Here is an 18,396-nt window from a genome sequence, read left to right on the forward strand (position 1 = left end):
GACAACCTCACGCCAGCCGGTGGATGGTTACGGAATCCGCGCCAGATGCTCGGCCGGCAGGACCCGCTTGGCATTGAGGTAGGCACGCTGCCAATAGGCCTTGGACAGGCTGTCCAGCTTGACCGTTCCGCCGGTGGCCGGGGCGTGGACGAAACGCCCCTCACCCACGTAGATCCCCGCATGGCTGACCTGGGAGCCGCCGTTGGTGGCGAAAAAGATCAGGTCGCCGGTCTGCAAGGCATCCTGTGGCACGTTCGGCGCACGCATCACGATCATTTCGCGGGTCGAACGCGGCAGGTTGATACCTGCCATATCGCGGTAGACATAGCTGATCAGCCCGCTGCAATCAAAACCGGAGTCCGGGGTATTGCCGCCCCAGCGATAGGGCGTCCCGACCAGACCCAGCGCCCGGAACAGCACGTCTTCGGCTTCCGGCGAGGTAGGCTGGGGCGAGGCGAACACCACGGGACGGGCCACCGGGGCCGGAGGGGGTGGCGGATGACTGGCACAGGCACCGAGCAATGCGGTGAGGGCAACGAGGGCGATGCGGGCCGAGATCGACATATGCAGAAATCCTGACTGAATGTGGCTTGCTCTGCCGTGGCGTAGAGAAATCAAAACCGCGCAGGCATAGCTTGCGCGGTCAGGTACTCAACAATAAGTCAGGATTCTAGCGGTTACGCGCCAAACTTCAAGTATCACTTTAACTTCGGACGTTTTTTGTACAGCGCAGCTGCCAGTGAAGCTTAGCAGCTTGCACGCCAGCCGTGGCTGGCGGCACTGAAACGTCCGACGCTTTACTTGTTGCTGGCTGTGACCGTGGTTGGAGCCATCGCCAGGGCGCGCTTGGCTTCAATGAAGGTCTTGCTCCAGTAGCTGTCGCCCAGGCTGTCCACCCGCACGCCACCACTGCGACGGCTGCTGGAGTGGATGAACTGGTCATCGCCCAGGTAAATGCCGGCGTGGCTGACACGACCGCGGCGACCGTTGGTGGCAAAGAACAGCAGGTCACCCGGCTTGAGCTTGTTGCGGGCCACCAGCGGCGCCTTCACGTTGATCATCTCGCGCGTGGAGCGCGGCAGGTCCAGGCCTGCTTCCTCACGGAACAGATAACCGATGAAGCCGCTGCAATCAAAGCCGGAAGTCTCGCTGGTACCGCCGAAACGATAGCGGGTACCGATCAGCGACATGCCGCGCTCGAGAATGCTGTCGGCCAGTACAGGCAACTGGTAAGGCTTGCTGTCGGAGAACTCGGCGAGTTCCTTTTCAGTAGCCAGTTCATCATCCAGCACTGTGGAGGATTTGACGCCAGAAACCGAAGCGGCCCTGGCCGAATTATCTACCTGCTGTTGCGAAACTGGCGTATGCGCCGCGCAACCAAAAAGCAAGGTAACGAGTGCGAGAGGCACGAGGGGTGCGAAGCGATTTAGCATGGGCACGACCGTGGCTGAGTTTGTTAGAAGGTGTGACTATGCCTTCTATCACCCTCATTTGCAAATTTTATCAGGCAAAATGTGACTCGGTTGTATCTTGAAAACATCTAAGGGCTTAATACCCGAACGTCTTTCAAGCGCCTGAAAATTGACTTCAGCGCGGTTTTTTTCGTGTCTGTAATTTGACGAAAAGCCCTTAAACCCCCGATAATCGGGGACTTTGCCGGTGCGTTACCAGCCCAGGGTTTCCTTCAGGAACGGGATGGTCAGCTTGCGCTGGGCCTGCAGGGAAGCCTGATCGAGACGCTCGAGCAACTCGAACAACGCACTCATGCTGCGAGTACCACGAGTCAGGATGAAATGTCCTACTTCATCGGTCAGGTGCAGCCCACGTCTTGAAGCACGCAGTTGCAAAGCACGCAGTTTGTCTTCGTCGGAAAGCGGGCGCATCTGGAAAATCAGCGCCAGGGTCAGCCGCGACTTGAGGTCGGCCAGCTTCACCGGCAGCTCACGGGGCGAGGTCGAGGCGGCGATCAGCAGGCGCCGACCACTGTCACGCAAACGGTTGAACAGGTGAAACAGCGCCTCTTCCCAGTCGGCCCGGCCGGCGATCACCTGCAGGTCATCCAGGCAGACCAGCTCGTACTGTTCGAGGTTATCCAGCAGCTCGACCCCACGGTCCATCAACTCGGCCAGCGGCAGGTACACCGCCGGCTCACCCAACTGCTCGAAACGCAGGCACGCGGCCTGTAACAGGTGGGTACGCCCCACGCCGTGCTTGCCCCACAGATAGATCAGGCTTTCCGTCCACCCGGCATCGGCTTCGCATAGCCGCTCGACATAGCCGAGTGCAGCGGCATTGGCGCCTGGGTAGTAGTTGATGAAGGTAGCGTCATCCCGTAGACGCACACCTAGGGGCAGCTGAATCGGTTTCATGCTGACTGAACAGTTCCCGGGAACCGTTAGTGGCCTCTGTGTAAAGTCTGCAAAGTTTATACCCGTGACGCCGGGCGCACAATGCAACAGACCACAAGCAAAATCAAAGGTTTGCGTTAACCAAAGGAAAGCATCGTCAAAACTTGCACAGCCCCTGCAGGAACCGACTTGCGGACAGCACACTCAAAACGCCGCCCGCCGGCCGACCATTCCTACAGAAGGCGGCATCAGAGATCAGGATCCTCCTGACCGCCATACATGTCCGATTCCTTGTACAGATCATGGACATGCCGCACCAGCACCATGATCACCGCCGCCACCGGCAACGCCAGCAGCACCCCGGTGAAACCGAACAGTTCGCCGCCGGCGAGAATCGCAAAGATCACCGCCACCGGATGCAGGCCGATGCGATCCCCCACCAGCAGCGGCGTCAGCACCATACCCTCAAGGGCCTGGCCGACCATGAACACCGCGACGATGCCGATCATCGGGTACAACTCGCCGCCGAACTGAAACAACCCGGCGGTGATCGCCGCGCCAATCCCGATGACGAAGCCCATATAGGGCACGATGGCCGCCAGCCCCGCCAACAGGCCGATCAACAACCCCAGCTCCAGGCCGACCAGCATCAGGCCACCGGCATAGATGCCGCCGAGCGCCAGCATCACCAGCAACTGCCCGCGCACGAAGGCGCCGAGCACGTCGTGGCATTCACCGGCCAGGGCGACGATGCGACCTTCCTGCTGGCGCGGCAGCAGGCTGCGGATCTTCGCCATCATCAGGTCCCAGTCCCGCAGCAGGTAGAAGCTCACCACCGGGATCAACACCAGGTTGGCCAGCCAGCCCATCAGTGCCAGGCCCGACGCGGTGGCCTGGGACAGCACCACACCGACGATATCGGTGGTCTGCCCCATGTGCTCGCTGATGGCGGCCTTGACCTTGTCGAACTTCCAGAAGCCGTCCGCCAGGCCGAACTTTTGCTGCGCCCAGGGCATCGCGGTGTGCTGCAGCCAGTCGAGCACCTGCGGCGCCAGCTCATAGAGCCGCACCAACTGCTTGGCCAGCATCGGCACCAGCACCAGCAGCAAGGTCATCAGGATCAGGGTGAACAGGGCAAACACCGTGACCACGCCCCAGGTCCGCGACAGGCCGAACTTCTCCAGCCGGTCGACCACCGGGTCGAACAGGTAGGCCAGCAGGATACCCACCAGGAACGGCGACAGGATCGGGTGCAGCAGATACACCAGCAAACACAGCCCAAATGCCGCGCCCAGCCAGATCCATCGGCGAATGTCAGTCATGGACGATTCCAGCCCTATATATAGAAGAAAAATGAATTACCAACGAAAGCGCAGTTGCGGCGTTGCAACCGGAGCCGCATTGGCCGCCGCCGGATCGCTCGCCGCCGGGGCCGGCGCAGGCGCCTCGCCCGCAGGCACTTCCTGCAACTTCGCCAACCCCAGTTGCGCGCGCAACTGCTCCGCGCTGCCACTGACCTGATAGACGATGCGGTCGCCGTCCACGCTCACCGGCCGACCACCGAACGGCTCGAGCAGGCGCTCCAGCGCGCCATAATGCTCCAGGGTCATGCCCTGCACCTCCAGCAACTGCTCCGTGGCCACTCCCGGCTTGACGGCGAAACGTGGCGCCAGGCGCTCGCTCACCGCCAGCAGCACGGCATCGGCCAGCGCCGCGGTGTCCGCGCCCTGCACCGTACCCTGCTCCTTCTGGCCGCCCAGCCACAGGCGCCACTTGGCCTCCCACTGCGCGCCGTTCTGGCGGGCATGCACCGCCAGCAGGGCATCGGCGCCATATCGCTCGGACGCCGCCTGCAACGGCGTGGCATCCGACCCCTCGAGATTCTTCGCGGTGGCGACGATCTGCTCTTCCAGGTCAGCCAGCGGCAGGCGCAGTGGCAGGCCGCGATGCTGCGCCGCGCGACGCAATGGCTCCGCCGCCGACTGGCCATCACCTACCAGGCTCGAACCCTCGGTGGAATCGTTCAGCCACCAGCCGAGAATCGCGGGGCGATTGCTGCCCCACAACGACAACCCGGCGCCGCGCAAGGCGCGGTCGGTGCTCACCGGGTCGAAATCCACCTGCAGGCTCTCCGGTGGCCCGGCGTCGTAGCCATACTGGCTGATGATCTGCTGCGGGTCCTTGCGCACCTCGGCCAACCCCGCGCTCTGCAGCGCCTTGGGGTCACCGGTGAGGCGCAGCACCAGGGTTTCCAGCGCCCGCTGGGTGGCCTGGTTGCGCTCATCGGGGGACTGGCTGCTGACCGGCTCGCGCACCTGGTACAGCCCATTGAAGGTTTCGGCATGGATCGCCAGGCTCAACAACGACAGGCAACCGGCACTCAGTAACTTGAACAGACGCATGGACAATTCCCGACAGGCAGAAAACGGCTTGGAACGACCGCATGAATACAAAGGGACAGGCGTGTGACCACAGCGCAGTGCCATCATTCATACCATCACGAAAGTTTTTCCGCTGTCATCAAAGACAGCGGTTGATGAGGCTATACCTTATACAGCAGCGCCCGATGCAGCCAGCGCCGACAGCCACGGATTTTTTCGCCGATATCGCCCTGCCCGTCGGCCCGAGGATGGCCGCTGCTGCTCAAGCCTGATAAAATCGCGCGCCTTCGCAGACCGGCAATGGCCGGACAACTGAAAAGCCGACTTGCAGTCGGCCTTGCGGTGGTCCCGTCGTTCCCGGTCGATACCCCAAGAATCCCCCCTATAGGCCTGGATCATGAGCAAGCAACCCTCCCTGAGCTACAAGGACGCCGGTGTAGACATCGACGCCGGTGAAGCATTGGTCGAACGCATCAAAGGCGTGGCCAAGCGTACTGCGCGTCCGGAAGTCATGGGCGGCCTGGGCGGTTTCGGCGCCCTCTGCGAGATCCCGGCCGGTTACAAGCAGCCGGTTCTGGTCTCCGGCACCGACGGCGTCGGCACCAAGCTGCGCCTGGCGCTGAACCTGAACAAGCACGACAGCATCGGCATCGACCTGGTGGCCATGTGCGTGAACGACCTGGTGGTCTGCGGCGCCGAGCCGCTGTTCTTCCTCGACTACTACGCCACCGGCAAGCTCAACGTCGACACCGCCGCCCAGGTGGTCACCGGCATCGGCGCCGGCTGCGAGCTGTCCGGCTGCTCCCTGGTCGGCGGCGAAACCGCTGAAATGCCGGGCATGTACGAAGGCGAGGACTACGACCTGGCCGGCTTCTGCGTCGGCGTGGTGGAAAAATCGGAAATCATCGATGGCTCGAAAGTGGCCACCGGCGACGCCCTGATTGCCCTGCCTTCTTCCGGCCCGCACTCCAACGGCTACTCGCTGATCCGCAAGATCATCGAAGTCTCCGGCGCCGACATCGAGAACACCCAGCTCGACGGCAAGCCACTGACCGACCTGCTGATGGCGCCAACCCGCATCTACGTCAAGCCGCTGCTCAAGCTGATCAAGGAAACCGGCGCAGTCAAGGCCATGGCCCACATCACCGGGGGCGGCCTGCTGGACAACATCCCGCGCGTCCTGCCGGCAGGCGCCCAGGCCGTGATCGACGTGGCCAGCTGGCAGCGTCCGGCGGTGTTCGACTGGCTGCAGGAAAAAGGCAACGTCAACGAAACCGAGATGCACCGCGTGCTGAACTGCGGCGTCGGCATGGTCATCTGCGTGGCCCAGGAACACGTTGAAAGCGCCCTGAACGTGCTGCGCGAAGCCGGCGAACAGCCTTGGGTCATCGGCCAGATCGCCGTGGCCGCCGAAGGCGCCGCCCAGGTCGAGCTGAAGAACCTCAAGGCTCACTGATGTCCGAGCCGATAAGCCCGACCTGCAGCGTCGTGGTGTTGCTGTCGGGCTCCGGCAGCAACTTGCAGGCCCTGATCGACGACGTGCGGACCGGAGGCAACCCGGCCCATATCGCCGCGGTGATCTCCAACCGTGCCGACGCCTACGGCCTGCAACGCGCCAGGGACGCGGGTATCGAAACCCGCGCCCTGGATCACAAGGCCTTCGAAGGCCGCGAAGCCTTCGATGCCGCCCTGATCGAACTGATCGACGCCTTCAATCCGCAACTGGTGGTCCTGGCCGGCTTCATGCGCATCCTCAGCGCCGATTTCGTCCGTCACTATCAGGGGCGCCTGCTCAATATCCACCCTTCGCTGTTGCCCAAGTACAAGGGCCTGCACACGCACCAGCGCGCCCTGGACGCCGGCGATGCCGAGCATGGCTGCAGCGTACACTTCGTCACCGAGGAACTCGATGGCGGGCCTCTGGTCGTACAGGCTGTGGTTACGGTAGAGTCTGGTGATTCGGCGCAGAGTCTGGCGCAACGGGTGCATACCCAGGAACACAGGATTTACCCCCTGGCGGTACGCTGGTTCGCCGAAGGGCGCTTGCGCCTTGGCGAACAGGGTGCCTTGCTGGACGGCCAGCTACTCGCGGCCAGCGGTCATTCGATTCGAACCTAGGAGATTTTATGCGTCGTGCTTTGCTCTTCGCTCTTACCCTGCTCGCCCTGCCCGTGGTGCAGGCGGCGGATCTTCAGCCGTTCTCCGCCAGCTACACCGCAGACTGGAAACAACTGCCCATGAGCGGTTCGGCCGAACGCAGCCTGAAGAAAAACGACAACGGCACCTGGACCCTGAACTTCAAGGCTTCCATGATGATCGCCAGCCTGACCGAGGAAAGTACCCTGCGCCTCGAGAAGGACAAGCTGCTGCCACAGACCTACACCTTCGAGCGCGGCGGCCTGGGCAAGGCCAAGAAGATCAACCTGGACTTCGACTGGGCGAGCAACAAGGTCACCGGTTTCGAAGGCAAGGACTCGGTCAACCTGCCCCTGGAAAGCGGCATGCTGGACAAGTCCACCTACCAGTTGGCCCTGCAGCGTGACGTGGCCGCCGGCAAGAAGAGCATGAGCTACCGGGTTGCCGAAGGCACCGATACCGACACCTACGACTTCCGCGTGATCGGCCCGGAAAAGGTCCAGACCAAGGCCGGCACGATCGATGCGATCAAGGTCGAGCGGGTACGTGATCCAACGCAGAGCAAGCGCATCACCCAGATGTGGTTCGCCAAGGACTGGGGCTACATCCTGGTCGCCCTGCGCCAGGTCGAGACCGACGGCAAGGAGTACAACATCATGCTCCAGGACGGTACCGTCGACGGCAAGCCCGTCAAGGGCAACTGAGTCGCCACAACGCCAATAAAAAGCCCCGCCGGATGCGGGGCTTTTTATTGGCCCTTCAGACCGCGGGGCCTGAACGGCTCTCGTCGAAGGTCTCGCTGTCCAGCGCGAGCACCTTGTCCAATATTGCCTGCGGACTGCCCTGACCTTCGACGGTGTGGGTCTTGTAGTTGAAGTCGAGGGCGATCCAGGCCTGCAGCTTGGCCTCATAACTGTTCGGATACTGAGCCTGCTCGATCGCCGGCAGCTCCTTGTAATGCTCCAGTGCCGCGGTGAAGAACTTGGTCAGCTTGCCGGTCTCATTGTATTCGGCCATCGCACTGGCCACGGCCTTCTGCCGCCAGGCATATTCCTGATCGGAGGACTCGCTCCAGGCCGCGCGTCGCTCGTTGGCGGTAAAGTTGCCACTGTCGTCGTAGATGATCAGCGAGAGCTGGTCCTGCGACATGCCGGCAAAGGGGTTGCGGCCATTGCCATTGACGAAGTCGGTAGCATTGCGTGCCCGCGCCAGCAACTCGGGATCATCGGTCGCCGGTACCTCGGCATCGTTGGCCGCCTTGTTGGCGAAGTAGCCATCGCCGCTGATCTGGCCCAGCAGTTCGCTGGCCTTGGCCCCCAACTCCTTTCGACTCAGGCTTGCATCCCTGGCGGCGGCACGGGCGGCGCTCTCGCTCAGTTGTCGAGAAAGCGGGGAAAGACGACTGGTGTCCTTCTGCCCGGTGGTTGCGGGAACCGCCGTTGCAGCCTTGGCCGAGTCGCCCTGGGCGGACGAAACCGTGGTGAGCTGGGCGCCGGACAGCGAACTGGAATTGATTGAACCTACCAAGATGGGACCCTCCCTGTTGATGGCCACTCCTCAAACCCTGGCCTGTCAGATTGTATCGGCGTTGTTTCAGGAAACTTGACCAGACACGATGGACGGCAGGAAAGCGGAGCCCGCAGGCTCCGCCACCGACTTACTTCATGGTGAATTCAACGGACCAGGCATAGGTGGAGATGTTGGTCGAAGTCACTTTCGCCGTGCACACCGCACCACCGCTTGGAGTCGCGGTGTTGTTCCATTTCGGCGTGGTCGACCCCAGCGGGCCGGCCATTGCGACATAGGTGGCCAGGAAGGTGCAGGTCTTGTTGCCGATGGTGTAGCGCAGGTTGGCATAGTTGGCGAGCGGAGAGATGTTGCTCTGGACGACGTAGGTGTCAGCCCCGCCAGCCTTGACCGTGGTCACCGGCTTGGGCACCGCATTGACGCTGGTGGTGGCTTCGTTGCTGGTGATGATCTTGTAGGTGGCATCGGCGGTACCGAGGTTCTTGAAGGTCACGGACACCGGCGGCCCGGCGAACGCCGATCCGGCCGCCAGGGTGGCCAGGGCCGCTACCGAAAACACCGACTTGAACAGCTTCATGCTTCTACTCCTGTGTTGGTTGGATTCCCTATCCACGGTCTTTCCGACTCCCCGGAGACATCCGCCCCGGGTACAGCCAGGTCGATAGCAGAACGTCGAAAATCATGGAAAACACAGAACCCCGCTTACGGTCCGGACAGAAGCTTCAGTTAGAAGCGACCGTCTCGCCGAGCGCCAGGGGTGGACGATGCAGGCGGCAGCGTGAGGCTGCCAGATAGATGCAGGCGTTGACTGTGGCTTCCATGCCGAACGTTTTCTCTCCCTCGATCCGGCCGCCTGGCCGGAGATACCGCGAAACTTCAGGGTGCCCCATTATTCCTGGGGCAAATGTATTTAGCACAAAAAGTTCCAAGCAGGAAAGCTCTGATAACTGCCGGAACATATCGCCACCGGCTGGAACAGCCCCTCCGGCGCCAGCGATTGCAACGCTCTGGCACGCGACTTTCCACTGCGCAAACATGAAACTTTTGTCAGCAAAGCACCGAGTGAAACCGTGAAACCCAGTAAATCCGGGCCTCAGCGGATTGATACAGATTTTGCAAAAGTGAATTTCATTTCCCAACGATTTACGTAGGAAGCTAATGAATCATATAACGAAGTCCTGCGACGCATTGCCGCAGCTCAACAGTAACAGGAGCTTGCAGATGACCGTAAAAGTGACCGAACGCGATGATGCACACATGTCCCATGAAGGCCTGGCCGCCGGTATCCGGATCTGGGACGTCCATCAACAGGACCTGCTGGTAGGCATGTTTCACAACGAGGCCGATGCTCAACAATACAAGAGCGAACTGGAAAGCCTCGAACTGAAGCGTCAGGCACAAAACTCCTGAAGCCCTGGCTCCAATGGCATCGCCGGCCCACGCAGCCGGTGGCGCCGGCCAAAACAAACCCCGCCTTTGGAGCGGGGTTTGTTTGGGTTACCACATCAGATCGTCAGGGATCTGGTAGGCGGCGTACGGATCATCCTCGTCCGGCACCTGGGTCTCGCTCAGGGCGTTGAGCTGGACGATGCGCTCCGGAGCACGCTCCTGGATCTTCAGTGCCGCCTCGCGCGGGATCACTTCGTAACCACCACCGTGATGGACGATCGCCAGCGAGCCGTTGCTGAGCTTGTTGCGCATCAGGTTGTTGACCGACAGGCGCTTGACCTTCTTGTCATCAACGAAGTTGTAGTAGTCCTCGGTGGTCAGCTTGGGCAGGCGCGAGGTTTCGATCAACTGCTTGACCTGGGCCGCACGGGCCTTGGCTTCAGCCTTTTCCTGCTGCTGGCGGTTCAGCTCCTGATCGCGCTTGACCTTCTCGGCCTGCGCTTGCTGGGCCAGGCGCGCCTGGGTATCGTCAGCCTCGGCCTGGCCCTTGTGGACCAGCCGCTGGTGTTTCTGTTTGTCCTTGCTGACCTGCTTGGCCTGCTTTTGATTGACCAGGCCTGCCTTGAGCAGCTGGTCGCGAAGGGAAAGGCTCATGATGCTTACTCACTTGGGGTCAACGACTCAGCCGCAGCTGGGTGCATTCTTTTCCTGACGCTTGGCTTCGCCCCACAAGGCGTCCAATTCTTCGAGGGTGCAATCTTCCATGGGACGATGGGTATCGCGCAATGCCTGTTCGACAAATCGGAAACGTCGGTCGAACTTGCCATTGGCACCACGCAGGGCGTTTTCCGGGTCGACCTTGAGGTGCCGGGCCAGGTTGACCACGCTGAACAGCAGGTCGCCGACCTCGTCGGCCATGGCCGCCGAGTCGTTGTCCGCCATCGCTTCAAGCACTTCGTCGAGTTCTTCACGGATCTTGTCCACCACCGGTAGCGCCGCCGGCCAGTCGAAACCGACCTGGGCGGCACGCTTCTGCAGTTTTGCCGCCCGGGACAGTGCCGGCAAGGCGGCAGGCACGTCATCAAGCAGCGACAACTGCTCGGGAGCGCGGTGGTTCTCGGCGCGCTCCTCGGCCTTGATCTCTTCCCAGCGCCGCTTGACCTGCTCTTCGCTCAGACGCGGCAAGTCCACCGGGGCATACAGGTCGCCGGTGGGGAATACATGGGGGTGGCGACGGATCAACTTGCGGACGATGCCATCGACCACGCCGTCGAACTCGAAACGCCCTTCTTCACGGGCCAGTTGGCTGTAGTAGACCACCTGGAACAGCAGGTCGCCCAGTTCCCCCAGCAGATGCTCGAAATCCCCGCGCTCGATGGCGTCGGCCACCTCGTAGGCTTCCTCAAGCGTGTGGGGAACGATGGTGGCATAGCTTTGCTGGATGTCCCAGGGGCAACCGTATTGCGGGTCGCGCAGCCGGGCCATCAGGTGCAGCAGGTCTTGGAGGCTGTACATCAGTCGTTCTCTGTACGATTGAATTGAGCGTCGCGAGCGAGGGTATGGCGAGGCGGAGCCTGGACGAAAAAGCGGAGTTGACTGTAGTCAATAAGCATTTTCGTCCAGGTTCCAACGAAGCCGGACCGAGCGCAGCAGCTCAAGTCGTGCGGTTGCGCCGGGTTTCGATGATGTTGGGTAGTTGGGAAATCCGCCCCAGCAACCGCCCCAACGCGTCCAGCCCCGGGATCTCGATGGTCAGGGACATCAACGCGGTGTTGTCCTCCTTGTTCGAGCGGGTGTTGACCGCCAGCACGTTGATCCGCTCGTTGAGCAACACCTGGGACACGTCACGCAGCAGACCGGAACGGTCGTAGGCGCGGATCATGATATCCACCGGATAGGTCGATACCGGCACCGGCCCCCAGCTGACCTGGATGATCCGCTCCGGCTCGCGCGAGCTCAGTTGCAGCACCGAGGCGCAGTCCTGGCGGTGAATGCTCACCCCGCGGCCCTGGGTGATGTAGCCGACGATGGCATCGCCCGGCAGCGGCTGGCAGCAGCCGGCCATCTGGGTCATCAGGTTGCCGACGCCCTGGATCTGAATGTCGCCGCGCTTGCCCGGCTTGTACCCGGCGGACTTGCGCGGGATCAGTTCCAACTGCTCGTTGCCACGCTCGGGCTCGACCAGTTGCTGCGCGGTGTTGACCAGTTGCGCCAGGCGCAGGTCGCCGGCGCCGAGGGCGGCGAACATGTCCTCGGCGGTCTTCATGTTGGCCTTGTCGGCCAGCTTGTCGAAGTCCACCTGGGGCAGGTCCAGGCGCGTCAGCTCGCGTTCGAGCAAGGTCTTGCCGGCCGCGACGTTCTGGTCACGCGCCTGCAGCTTGAACCAGTGGACGATCTTCGCCCGCGCCCGCGAGGTGGTCACGTAGCCCAGGTTCGAGTTCAGCCAGTCGCGGCTCGGCGTGCCGTGCTTGCTGGTGATGATCTCCACCTGCTCGCCGGTCTGCAGGCTGTAGTTGAGCGGCACGATGCGCCCGTTGATCTTCGCGCCCCGGCAGTTGTGGCCGATCTCGGTGTGCACGCGGTAGGCGAAGTCCAGCGGCGTGGCGCCCTTGGGCAGGTCGATCGCATGCCCGTCCGGGGTGAAGACATAGACCCGGTCCGGCTCGATATCGACCCGCAACTGCTCCGCCAGGCCACCGATGTCCCCCAGTTCCTCGTGCCATTCCAGCACCTGGCGCAACCAGGAGATCTTCTCTTCATAGTGGTTGGAGCCGGACTTGACGTCGGTGCCCTTGTATTTCCAGTGGGCGCAGACGCCGAGTTCCGCCTCCTCGTGCATGGCGTGGGTGCGGATCTGCACTTCCAGCACCTTGCCTTCCGGCCCGATCACCGCGGTGTGCAGCGAGCGATAGCCGTTTTCCTTGGGGTTGGCGATGTAGTCGTCGAATTCCTTGGGGATATGCCGCCACAGGGTGTGGACGATCCCCAGCGCGGTGTAGCAGTCGCGCATTTCCGGCACCAGCACACGAACCGCGCGCACGTCGTAGATCTGGCTGAACTCCAGACCCTTGCGCTGCATTTTGCGCCAGATCGAATAGATGTGCTTGGCCCGGCCGCTGATGTCGGCCTTGACGCCGGTCGCCAGCAGTTCGTTTTCCAGCTGGCACATCACCTCGCTGATGAAACGCTCGCGATCGAGCCGCCGCTCGTGCAGCAGCTTGGCGATCTGCTTGTACTGGTCGGGCTCCAGGTAACGGAAGGACAGGTCCTCCAGCTCCCACTTGATATGCCCGATACCCAGACGATGGGCCAGCGGCGCGTAGATGTCGAACACCTCGCGGGCCACGCGGTTGCGCTTCTCCTCGTCGGCGGTCTTCACCGCCCGGATGGCGCAGGTCCGCTCGGCCAGCTTGATCAGCGCGACACGCACGTCGTCGACCATCGCCACGAGCATCTTGCGCAGGTTCTCCACCTGCACCTGGGTACCCATGACCTGGGACTGGCGCGGGCTGAGGCTGGCACTGATGGCCGCCATGCGCAGCACGCCATCGATCAGCTTGGCCACCACCGGGCCGAATTTCTGGCTGACCGCCGGCAACAGGATCTGCCCCTGGCGCACGCCACGGTACAGAACGGCGGCGACCAGCGAATCCTGGTCGAGCTTGAGGTCGGCGAGGATATCGGCGATCTCGAGCCCGGTACTGAAACTGCCCCCTTCGGCCCATGCATCCTGGGTCGGCAGGGTCTGCTGTTCGGCAAGCCGTGCGTACTCGCAGGCCTCCTTCAATGCTTCGCGGTCCAGCGCCGGATCGACGCTCACCGTATGGTCGAGCCATGCCTCGAGATTGATACTGCCGTCGGTGTTGATCGGCTGGTGTGCTCTCACCTGTACCATCTTGCTTACCTTCCCTACGACGCAGATTCAATGCGTCAGAATCGCTGGCCGTACATTGTCCCCTGCACTCCGGCAGGGCTGGTCGGAGTGCGGGGACGGCCAGTCAGACTAGACGAGCATCCTGGCTCGTTTCAAATAACGCCATGGCCTCGACATGCGCTGTCTGCGGAAACATATCGAGGATCCCGGCACGTTTTAACCGGTAGCCCTGCTTGATCAATTCGACCGTGTCGCGCGCCAGAGTCGCGGGGTTGCACGACACATACACCAGACGCCTGGCACCCAATCCGGCAAGCTTGCCGACCATCTCGAAGGCACCGTCGCGTGGTGGGTCCAAGAGTACCGCAGAAAAGCCTGCTTTGGCCCAACCGGCATCATTCAGAGGCTGGGATAAATCGGCCTGAAAAAAGCTCGCGTTATGCAGATTGTTCGCAGCGGCATTGGCGGCAGCCCGCTCGACCATGGTCTGCACGCCCTCCACCGCCACCACCTCGCGCACCTGGCGGGCCAGTGGCAGGGCGAAGTTGCCCAGGCCGCAAAACAGGTCCAGCACCCGCTCATCGGGCGCCGGCTGCAGCCAGTCGAGCGCCTGGGCCACCATCGCCTCGTTGACCCCGGCGTTGACCTGGACGAAATCCCCCGGCCGATAGGCCAGTTCCAGGTTCCACCGTTCCAGGCGATAGCCCAGCGGCAGCGAGGCGTCCACCGGCTGCGGAGCGTCTTCGCCCTGCAGCCAGAGCTGTGCGCCATGCCGTTCGCAGAAGTCGCGCAGGATCTGCAGGTCATCGGCCGACAGCGGCGACATGTGCCGCAGCAACAGCGCCACCGCCGAACCGCTGAACAGTTCGACATGCCCCAGCGACTGGGGTTTGCCCAGGCGCCGGAGCATCGCCGGCAGACCGTTCATGAGCGGCTGCAGGGCCGCGACCAGCACCGGGCAGTCGTCGATGGCGACGATGTCCTGGCTGGACGCCGCACGAAAGCCGACCTCCAGTTGCCTGGCCCGGGCATCCCAGCGCACCGCCACCCGGGCCCGCCGGCGATAGCCGAACTCGGGACCGCTCAGCGGCGCCGCCCATTCCTCCGGCTCGACACCAGCTACCCGCGACAGCTGCTCGGCGAGCAGGCGCTGCTTGAGCGCCAACTGGTCTGCATGGGGCATGTGCTGAATACTGCAACCACCGCAGCGCCCGGCATGGGCGCAGGGCGCCGTGCGGCGCTGGTCGCTGGCGAGCAGCAGGCGCTCGCTGCGCGCCTCGACGACCCTGCCATGGGCGCCCAATACCCGCGCCTCGACTTCCTCGCCGGCCAGGGCGCCGGCGACGAACCAGGTACGCCCCTCGATAAAGGCGATGCCGCGGCCGTCATTGGCCAGCCGCTCGATCGTCAGCCGCTGTTTCTTGCCCACGGGCACTTGCGGGGCCCGGCTGCCGCCAGTCGGCTGGAAGCGCAGGCCTTTGTGCTGTCTGGCCATCAGTTGGGAGAATCGTAGATGCCGGTCGACAGGTAGCGGTCGCCGCGGTCACAGATGATCGCGACCATCACCGCGTTCTCGACCTCGCGCGACAGGCGCAGCATGGCCGCCACCGCACCGCCCGAGGACACGCCACAGAATACGCCTTCCTCACGGGCCAGACGACGCATGACGTCTTCCGCTTCCTCCTGGCCCATGTCGACGATGCGGTCGACCCGCTCGGATTGGAAAATCCGGGGCAGGTACTCATGGGGCCAACGACGGATGCCCGGGATCGTGGCACCTTCCATCGGCTGCAGGCCGACGATCTGCACGCCGGGATTCTGCTCCTTCAGGTAGCGCGATACGCCCATGATGGTGCCGGTGGTGCCCATGGAACTGACGAAGTGGGTGATGGTGCCCTGGGTCTGCCGCCAGATTTCCGGACCGGTGCCGGTGTAGTGAGCCTCGGGGTTGTCGCCGTTGGCGAACTGGTCGAGCACCTTGCCGCGGCCTTCGGCCTGCATCCGCTCGGCGAGGTCGCGGGCACCTTCCATGCCCTCCTCTCGGCTGACCAGGATCAGCTCGGCGCCATAGGCGGTCATCGCCGCCTTGCGCTCGGCCGTGGAGTTGTCGGGCATGATCAGGATCATCCTGTAGCCCTTGATCGCCGCGGCCATGGCCAGGGCGATCCCGGTGTTGCCCGAGGTCGCCTCGATCAGTGTGTCGCCGGGCTGGATCTGCCCACGCAATTCGGCGCGGGTGATCATCGACAGGGCCGGACGGTCCTTCACGGAGCCTGCTGGATTGTTCCCTTCAAGCTTGAGCAGGAGGGTATTGCTGGTATTTCCAGGCAGGCGTTGCAGACGAACCAGGGGCGTGTTGCCGATGCAATCGGCGATAGTTGGATACTGCAAGGTCATGGCGTATTCGCAATCCAGACTGCGGGGGGCGCCTATCATACCGGCAAACGCCTGCGGCCCATATCACGCAAAGTGCGATGCTTATGGCTTCTGGCTATAAGCCGCTTCGAGAATGCCGAGGGCGCTGCCCGCATCCGCAGGCATGCAGGCCAGCAGCCGTACATTCAGGCGCAGCCCCTGCGCAGTGTTCTGTGCCCAGACCGAGCCGCCCTGACGCTGCACGGCATTGCGCGCGATACTCAGGCCGAGGCCGAAGCCGCCGTCTCCGGGGCGCGAACCGTCAAGGCGGGTGAACGGTGCGAAGATCCGCTCCAGGTCCTGCTCGGCCACGCCACCGCCCTGGTCCTCCAGCCACACGACCCAGTACGGACCTTCGCGGCGCCCGTCGAGACGGATGATACCGCCCGGCGGCGAATGGCGGATCGCATTGCGCAGAATGTTCTCCAGGGCCTGGGCCAGGCTGTTGAGGTGGCCACGCACCCAGCACGAGGCATCCAGCGCGCAGTGCAGACGCGTCGAGGGCCAACCGCTTTCATAACAGGCATCCTCCACGAGCATTTCCCAGAGGGCCTGGAGCTGGATGTCCTCCTTGTGCAGGGGCGCCCGCTCGGTATCGAGCCAGGCCAGTTGCAGGGTGTCCTCCACCAGCCGCTGCATGCCGTCGACTTCACGGGCCAGGCGCCTGCGCAGCTCATCCAGGCTCTCCTCGCCATCACAGCAGACACGCAGGCGACTGAGGGGGGTGCGCATTTCATGGGAGAGGTCGCGCAACAGTTGCTGCTGCAGGCCCACGGTGGTTTGCAGGCGCTCGGACATCTGGTCGAATGCCCGCCCCAGTTCGCCCAGCTCGTCCTGGCGGCTGGTGGTACGCGACGACAAGCGGGTGCCCAACTGATCGGCACGCCAGGCATTGGCCTGGGCCCGCAGGTGGTTCAACGGCTGGATCAGCAGGCGGTACAGGCCGACACACAACAACAGCGTGAACAGCCCCGGAATCAGCCCATTGGTGACCAGGCGCCAGAACCACTGGTAGCGCCCGGGCATGAAGCGCTGTGGCAACTCCATCACCAGGCTGCCGGCCTCCGGATTCTGCGGGAAGGGAACCTTCAGCCAGGGCAACCCGACCACATGACGGCTCACCGGCCAGTCCAGCCCACGCAGGAAGGTCAGGCGCTGGCTTTCGCTCCAGAGCAGGGGCTGCGAGGACAACGACTGCAGGTCGCCGCCGATGACCCCGCTCCAGGTCGACTCATGCTCGCGCAGTTCCTGCAGCCAGCGGTCGACCCCCGCCTGCCCGTCGGCCTCCCAGGCCTGCCCGGCGGCGAAGGCATAACCCTTGAGCGTGGTGCGTGCCTCCTCGGACAGGTAGGCGTTCTGCTGCTCCATGTAGCGGCCCCAGTACCAGCTCAGCCAGATCATCAGCAGACAGAACGCGACCAGCAGCAGGGCCAGCTTCCAGAACAGCGAATGTCGCCCGGGCAGCCTACACCTCATCGCCGGCGCTCAACACGTAGCCCTTGCCCCAGACCGTGCGCAGCTCGCGCTCGGTGTAGCCGACCGCCTTGAGCTTGCGGCGAATCTGGCTGACATGCATGTCCAGGCTGCGGTCGTGGGTCGCATAGCCACGCTGCAGGACATGTTGATAAAGGAAGGCCTTGCTCAGTACCTCGTCGCCATGACGGTGCAGGGTCTCCAGCAGACGGTACTCGCTGCGGGTGAGGCCCGCCCATTGCGCGCCGAAGTGCACATCGCAGAGTTCATCGTCGAAACGCAGGGCATGCCCGGCCTCACGCGGTAGCGCCACCGGCAGGGGCATGGGGCGCCGCTCCAGGGCGACCCGGCGCAGGATGGCCTCGATCCGCACCCGCAACTCCGCCATGCTGAACGGCTTGGGCAGGTAGTCGTCGGCGCCCAGGCGAAAACCGCTGATGCGGTCCGCCTCGGCACCGAGGGCGGACATCAGGATCACCGGCAGCGAATGACTGCGACGCAGATGCGTCAGTACTTCGAGGCCATCCATGCCTGGCAGCAGGATGTCCATCAACACCACGTCGAAGACCTGATTGCGCGCCAGCTCCAGGCCGTCCTGGCCGTTGCGGCACCAGGTCACCTCGAAGCCGCAGCGGCCCAGTTGCTCGTGCACGTAGGCCCCGAGCACGGTGTCATCTTCGATCGCCAGAATACTCGGCTGGCCAACAGGTACGGGATTCATTAGTGTCTGCAAACAATTCTCAATAACCAATTATTCAAGATTGCCGCCGCCGCGACAAGCCGGCGACGGCGCCCGGCCGTCAGATGCCGCTCCCGCAGGCATGGACGGCCCGGCGAACTTTGCGAGATTTCC

General features: G+C 63.2%; 18 protein-coding genes. 4 read left to right on the forward strand and 14 right to left on the reverse strand.

Features of this window, described 5'->3' with window-relative positions; all coding sequences use genetic code 11:
- Positions 1-27: 27 nt before the first annotated feature.
- The 5 genes from ACMGT0_RS24695 to ACMGT0_RS24715 form a co-directional block, all read right to left on the reverse strand.
- Complete coding sequence (locus ACMGT0_RS24695) at positions 28-564, reverse strand: C40 family peptidase (RefSeq protein WP_054060435.1); 537 nt, start codon at positions 562-564, stop codon at positions 28-30.
- 233 nt (positions 565-797) lie between these two features.
- Entirely contained in the window at positions 798-1,433 is a 636-nt protein-coding gene (locus tag ACMGT0_RS24700; protein ID WP_054060434.1) for a C40 family peptidase, read from the reverse strand.
- A gap of 231 nt (positions 1,434-1,664) precedes the next feature.
- Positions 1,665-2,369 carry a DnaA regulatory inactivator Hda gene (hda, locus tag ACMGT0_RS24705; RefSeq protein WP_054060433.1) on the reverse strand — a complete coding sequence of 235 codons (705 nt, stop codon included), beginning with the start codon at positions 2,367-2,369 and terminating at the stop codon, positions 1,665-1,667.
- A 227-nt stretch (positions 2,370-2,596) separates the two neighbouring features.
- Positions 2,597-3,670 carry an AI-2E family transporter gene (locus tag ACMGT0_RS24710; protein WP_054060432.1) on the reverse strand — a complete coding sequence of 358 codons (1,074 nt, stop codon included), beginning with the start codon at positions 3,668-3,670 and terminating at the stop codon, positions 2,597-2,599.
- Positions 3,671-3,706: 36 nt separating this feature from the next.
- Positions 3,707-4,750 carry a DUF2066 domain-containing protein gene (locus ACMGT0_RS24715; protein WP_273825941.1) on the reverse strand — a complete coding sequence of 348 codons (1,044 nt, stop codon included), beginning with the start codon at positions 4,748-4,750 and terminating at the stop codon, positions 3,707-3,709.
- 376 nt (positions 4,751-5,126) lie between these two features.
- On the opposite strand from ACMGT0_RS24715, the gene purM reads away from it, so the two are divergent.
- Genes purM through ACMGT0_RS24730 form a run of 3 tightly spaced genes read left to right on the forward strand, consistent with a single transcriptional unit; the run spans position 5,127 to position 7,569 of the window.
- Positions 5,127-6,185 (forward strand): phosphoribosylformylglycinamidine cyclo-ligase, encoded by a 1,059-nt coding sequence (purM, locus tag ACMGT0_RS24720; protein ID WP_054059795.1) that lies wholly within the window; start codon positions 5,127-5,129, stop codon positions 6,183-6,185.
- Positions 6,185-6,847, forward strand: a complete 663-nt coding sequence (gene purN / locus ACMGT0_RS24725) for a phosphoribosylglycinamide formyltransferase (protein ID WP_054059796.1) — start codon at positions 6,185-6,187, stop codon at positions 6,845-6,847. Before purM ends, purN begins: the two co-directional genes overlap by 1 nt.
- 8 nt (positions 6,848-6,855) lie before the next feature.
- A complete protein-coding gene (locus ACMGT0_RS24730) occupies positions 6,856-7,569 on the forward strand; it encodes a DUF3108 domain-containing protein (RefSeq protein WP_054059797.1) in 714 nt (237 codons plus the stop codon).
- A gap of 55 nt (positions 7,570-7,624) precedes the next feature.
- Here ACMGT0_RS24730 and ACMGT0_RS24735 read toward each other — a convergent pair whose 3' ends face one another.
- The gene (locus tag ACMGT0_RS24735; RefSeq protein WP_416770206.1) at positions 7,625-8,392 is read right to left on the reverse strand and encodes a hypothetical protein; all 768 of its coding nucleotides are present in this window, start codon (positions 8,390-8,392) and stop codon (positions 7,625-7,627) included.
- 130 nt (positions 8,393-8,522) lie between these two features.
- Complete coding sequence (locus ACMGT0_RS24740) at positions 8,523-8,969, reverse strand: hypothetical protein (protein ID WP_054059799.1); 447 nt, start codon at positions 8,967-8,969, stop codon at positions 8,523-8,525.
- 644 nt (positions 8,970-9,613) lie between these two features.
- Between ACMGT0_RS24740 and ACMGT0_RS24745 the strand changes: the two genes are divergently transcribed.
- On the forward strand, positions 9,614-9,802 hold the full coding sequence (locus tag ACMGT0_RS24745; protein WP_017902154.1) for a hypothetical protein: 189 nt from the start codon (positions 9,614-9,616) through the stop codon (positions 9,800-9,802).
- 87 nt (positions 9,803-9,889) lie between these two features.
- Here the strand turns inward: ACMGT0_RS24745 and ACMGT0_RS24750 are convergent, their stop codons facing one another.
- From ACMGT0_RS24750 to ACMGT0_RS24780, 7 genes are all read right to left on the reverse strand, one after another.
- Positions 9,890-10,435, reverse strand: a complete 546-nt coding sequence (locus ACMGT0_RS24750; RefSeq protein WP_054059800.1) for a DUF2058 domain-containing protein — start codon at positions 10,433-10,435, stop codon at positions 9,890-9,892.
- Positions 10,436-10,462: 27 nt separating this feature from the next.
- Positions 10,463-11,296, reverse strand: coding sequence for a nucleoside triphosphate pyrophosphohydrolase (mazG, locus tag ACMGT0_RS24755; RefSeq protein ID WP_054063104.1), 834 nt, complete (start codon positions 11,294-11,296; stop codon positions 10,463-10,465).
- Between the two features lie 139 nt (positions 11,297-11,435).
- On the reverse strand, positions 11,436-13,676 hold the full coding sequence (gene relA, locus ACMGT0_RS24760; RefSeq protein ID WP_416770208.1) for a GTP diphosphokinase: 2,241 nt from the start codon (positions 13,674-13,676) through the stop codon (positions 11,436-11,438).
- Positions 13,677-13,779: 103 nt separating this feature from the next.
- The gene (gene rlmD / locus ACMGT0_RS24765; protein WP_416770210.1) at positions 13,780-15,150 is read right to left on the reverse strand and encodes a 23S rRNA (uracil(1939)-C(5))-methyltransferase RlmD; all 1,371 of its coding nucleotides are present in this window, start codon (positions 15,148-15,150) and stop codon (positions 13,780-13,782) included.
- A complete protein-coding gene (gene cysM / locus ACMGT0_RS24770; protein WP_054057147.1) occupies positions 15,150-16,052 on the reverse strand; it encodes a cysteine synthase CysM in 903 nt (300 codons plus the stop codon). The genes rlmD and cysM overlap by 1 nt, the downstream gene beginning before the upstream one ends.
- 81 nt (positions 16,053-16,133) lie before the next feature.
- Entirely contained in the window at positions 16,134-17,546 is a 1,413-nt protein-coding gene (locus tag ACMGT0_RS24775) for a sensor histidine kinase (protein WP_054057146.1), read from the reverse strand.
- Positions 17,536-18,264 carry a response regulator transcription factor gene (locus ACMGT0_RS24780; RefSeq protein WP_416770212.1) on the reverse strand — a complete coding sequence of 243 codons (729 nt, stop codon included), beginning with the start codon at positions 18,262-18,264 and terminating at the stop codon, positions 17,536-17,538. The genes ACMGT0_RS24775 and ACMGT0_RS24780 overlap by 11 nt, the downstream gene beginning before the upstream one ends.
- Positions 18,265-18,396 lie beyond the last annotated feature (132 nt).

The sequence above is a fragment of the Pseudomonas sp. RHF3.3-3 genome (assembly GCF_048069595.1).
GTDB lineage: Bacteria > Pseudomonadota > Gammaproteobacteria > Pseudomonadales > Pseudomonadaceae > Aquipseudomonas > Aquipseudomonas fuscovaginae_B.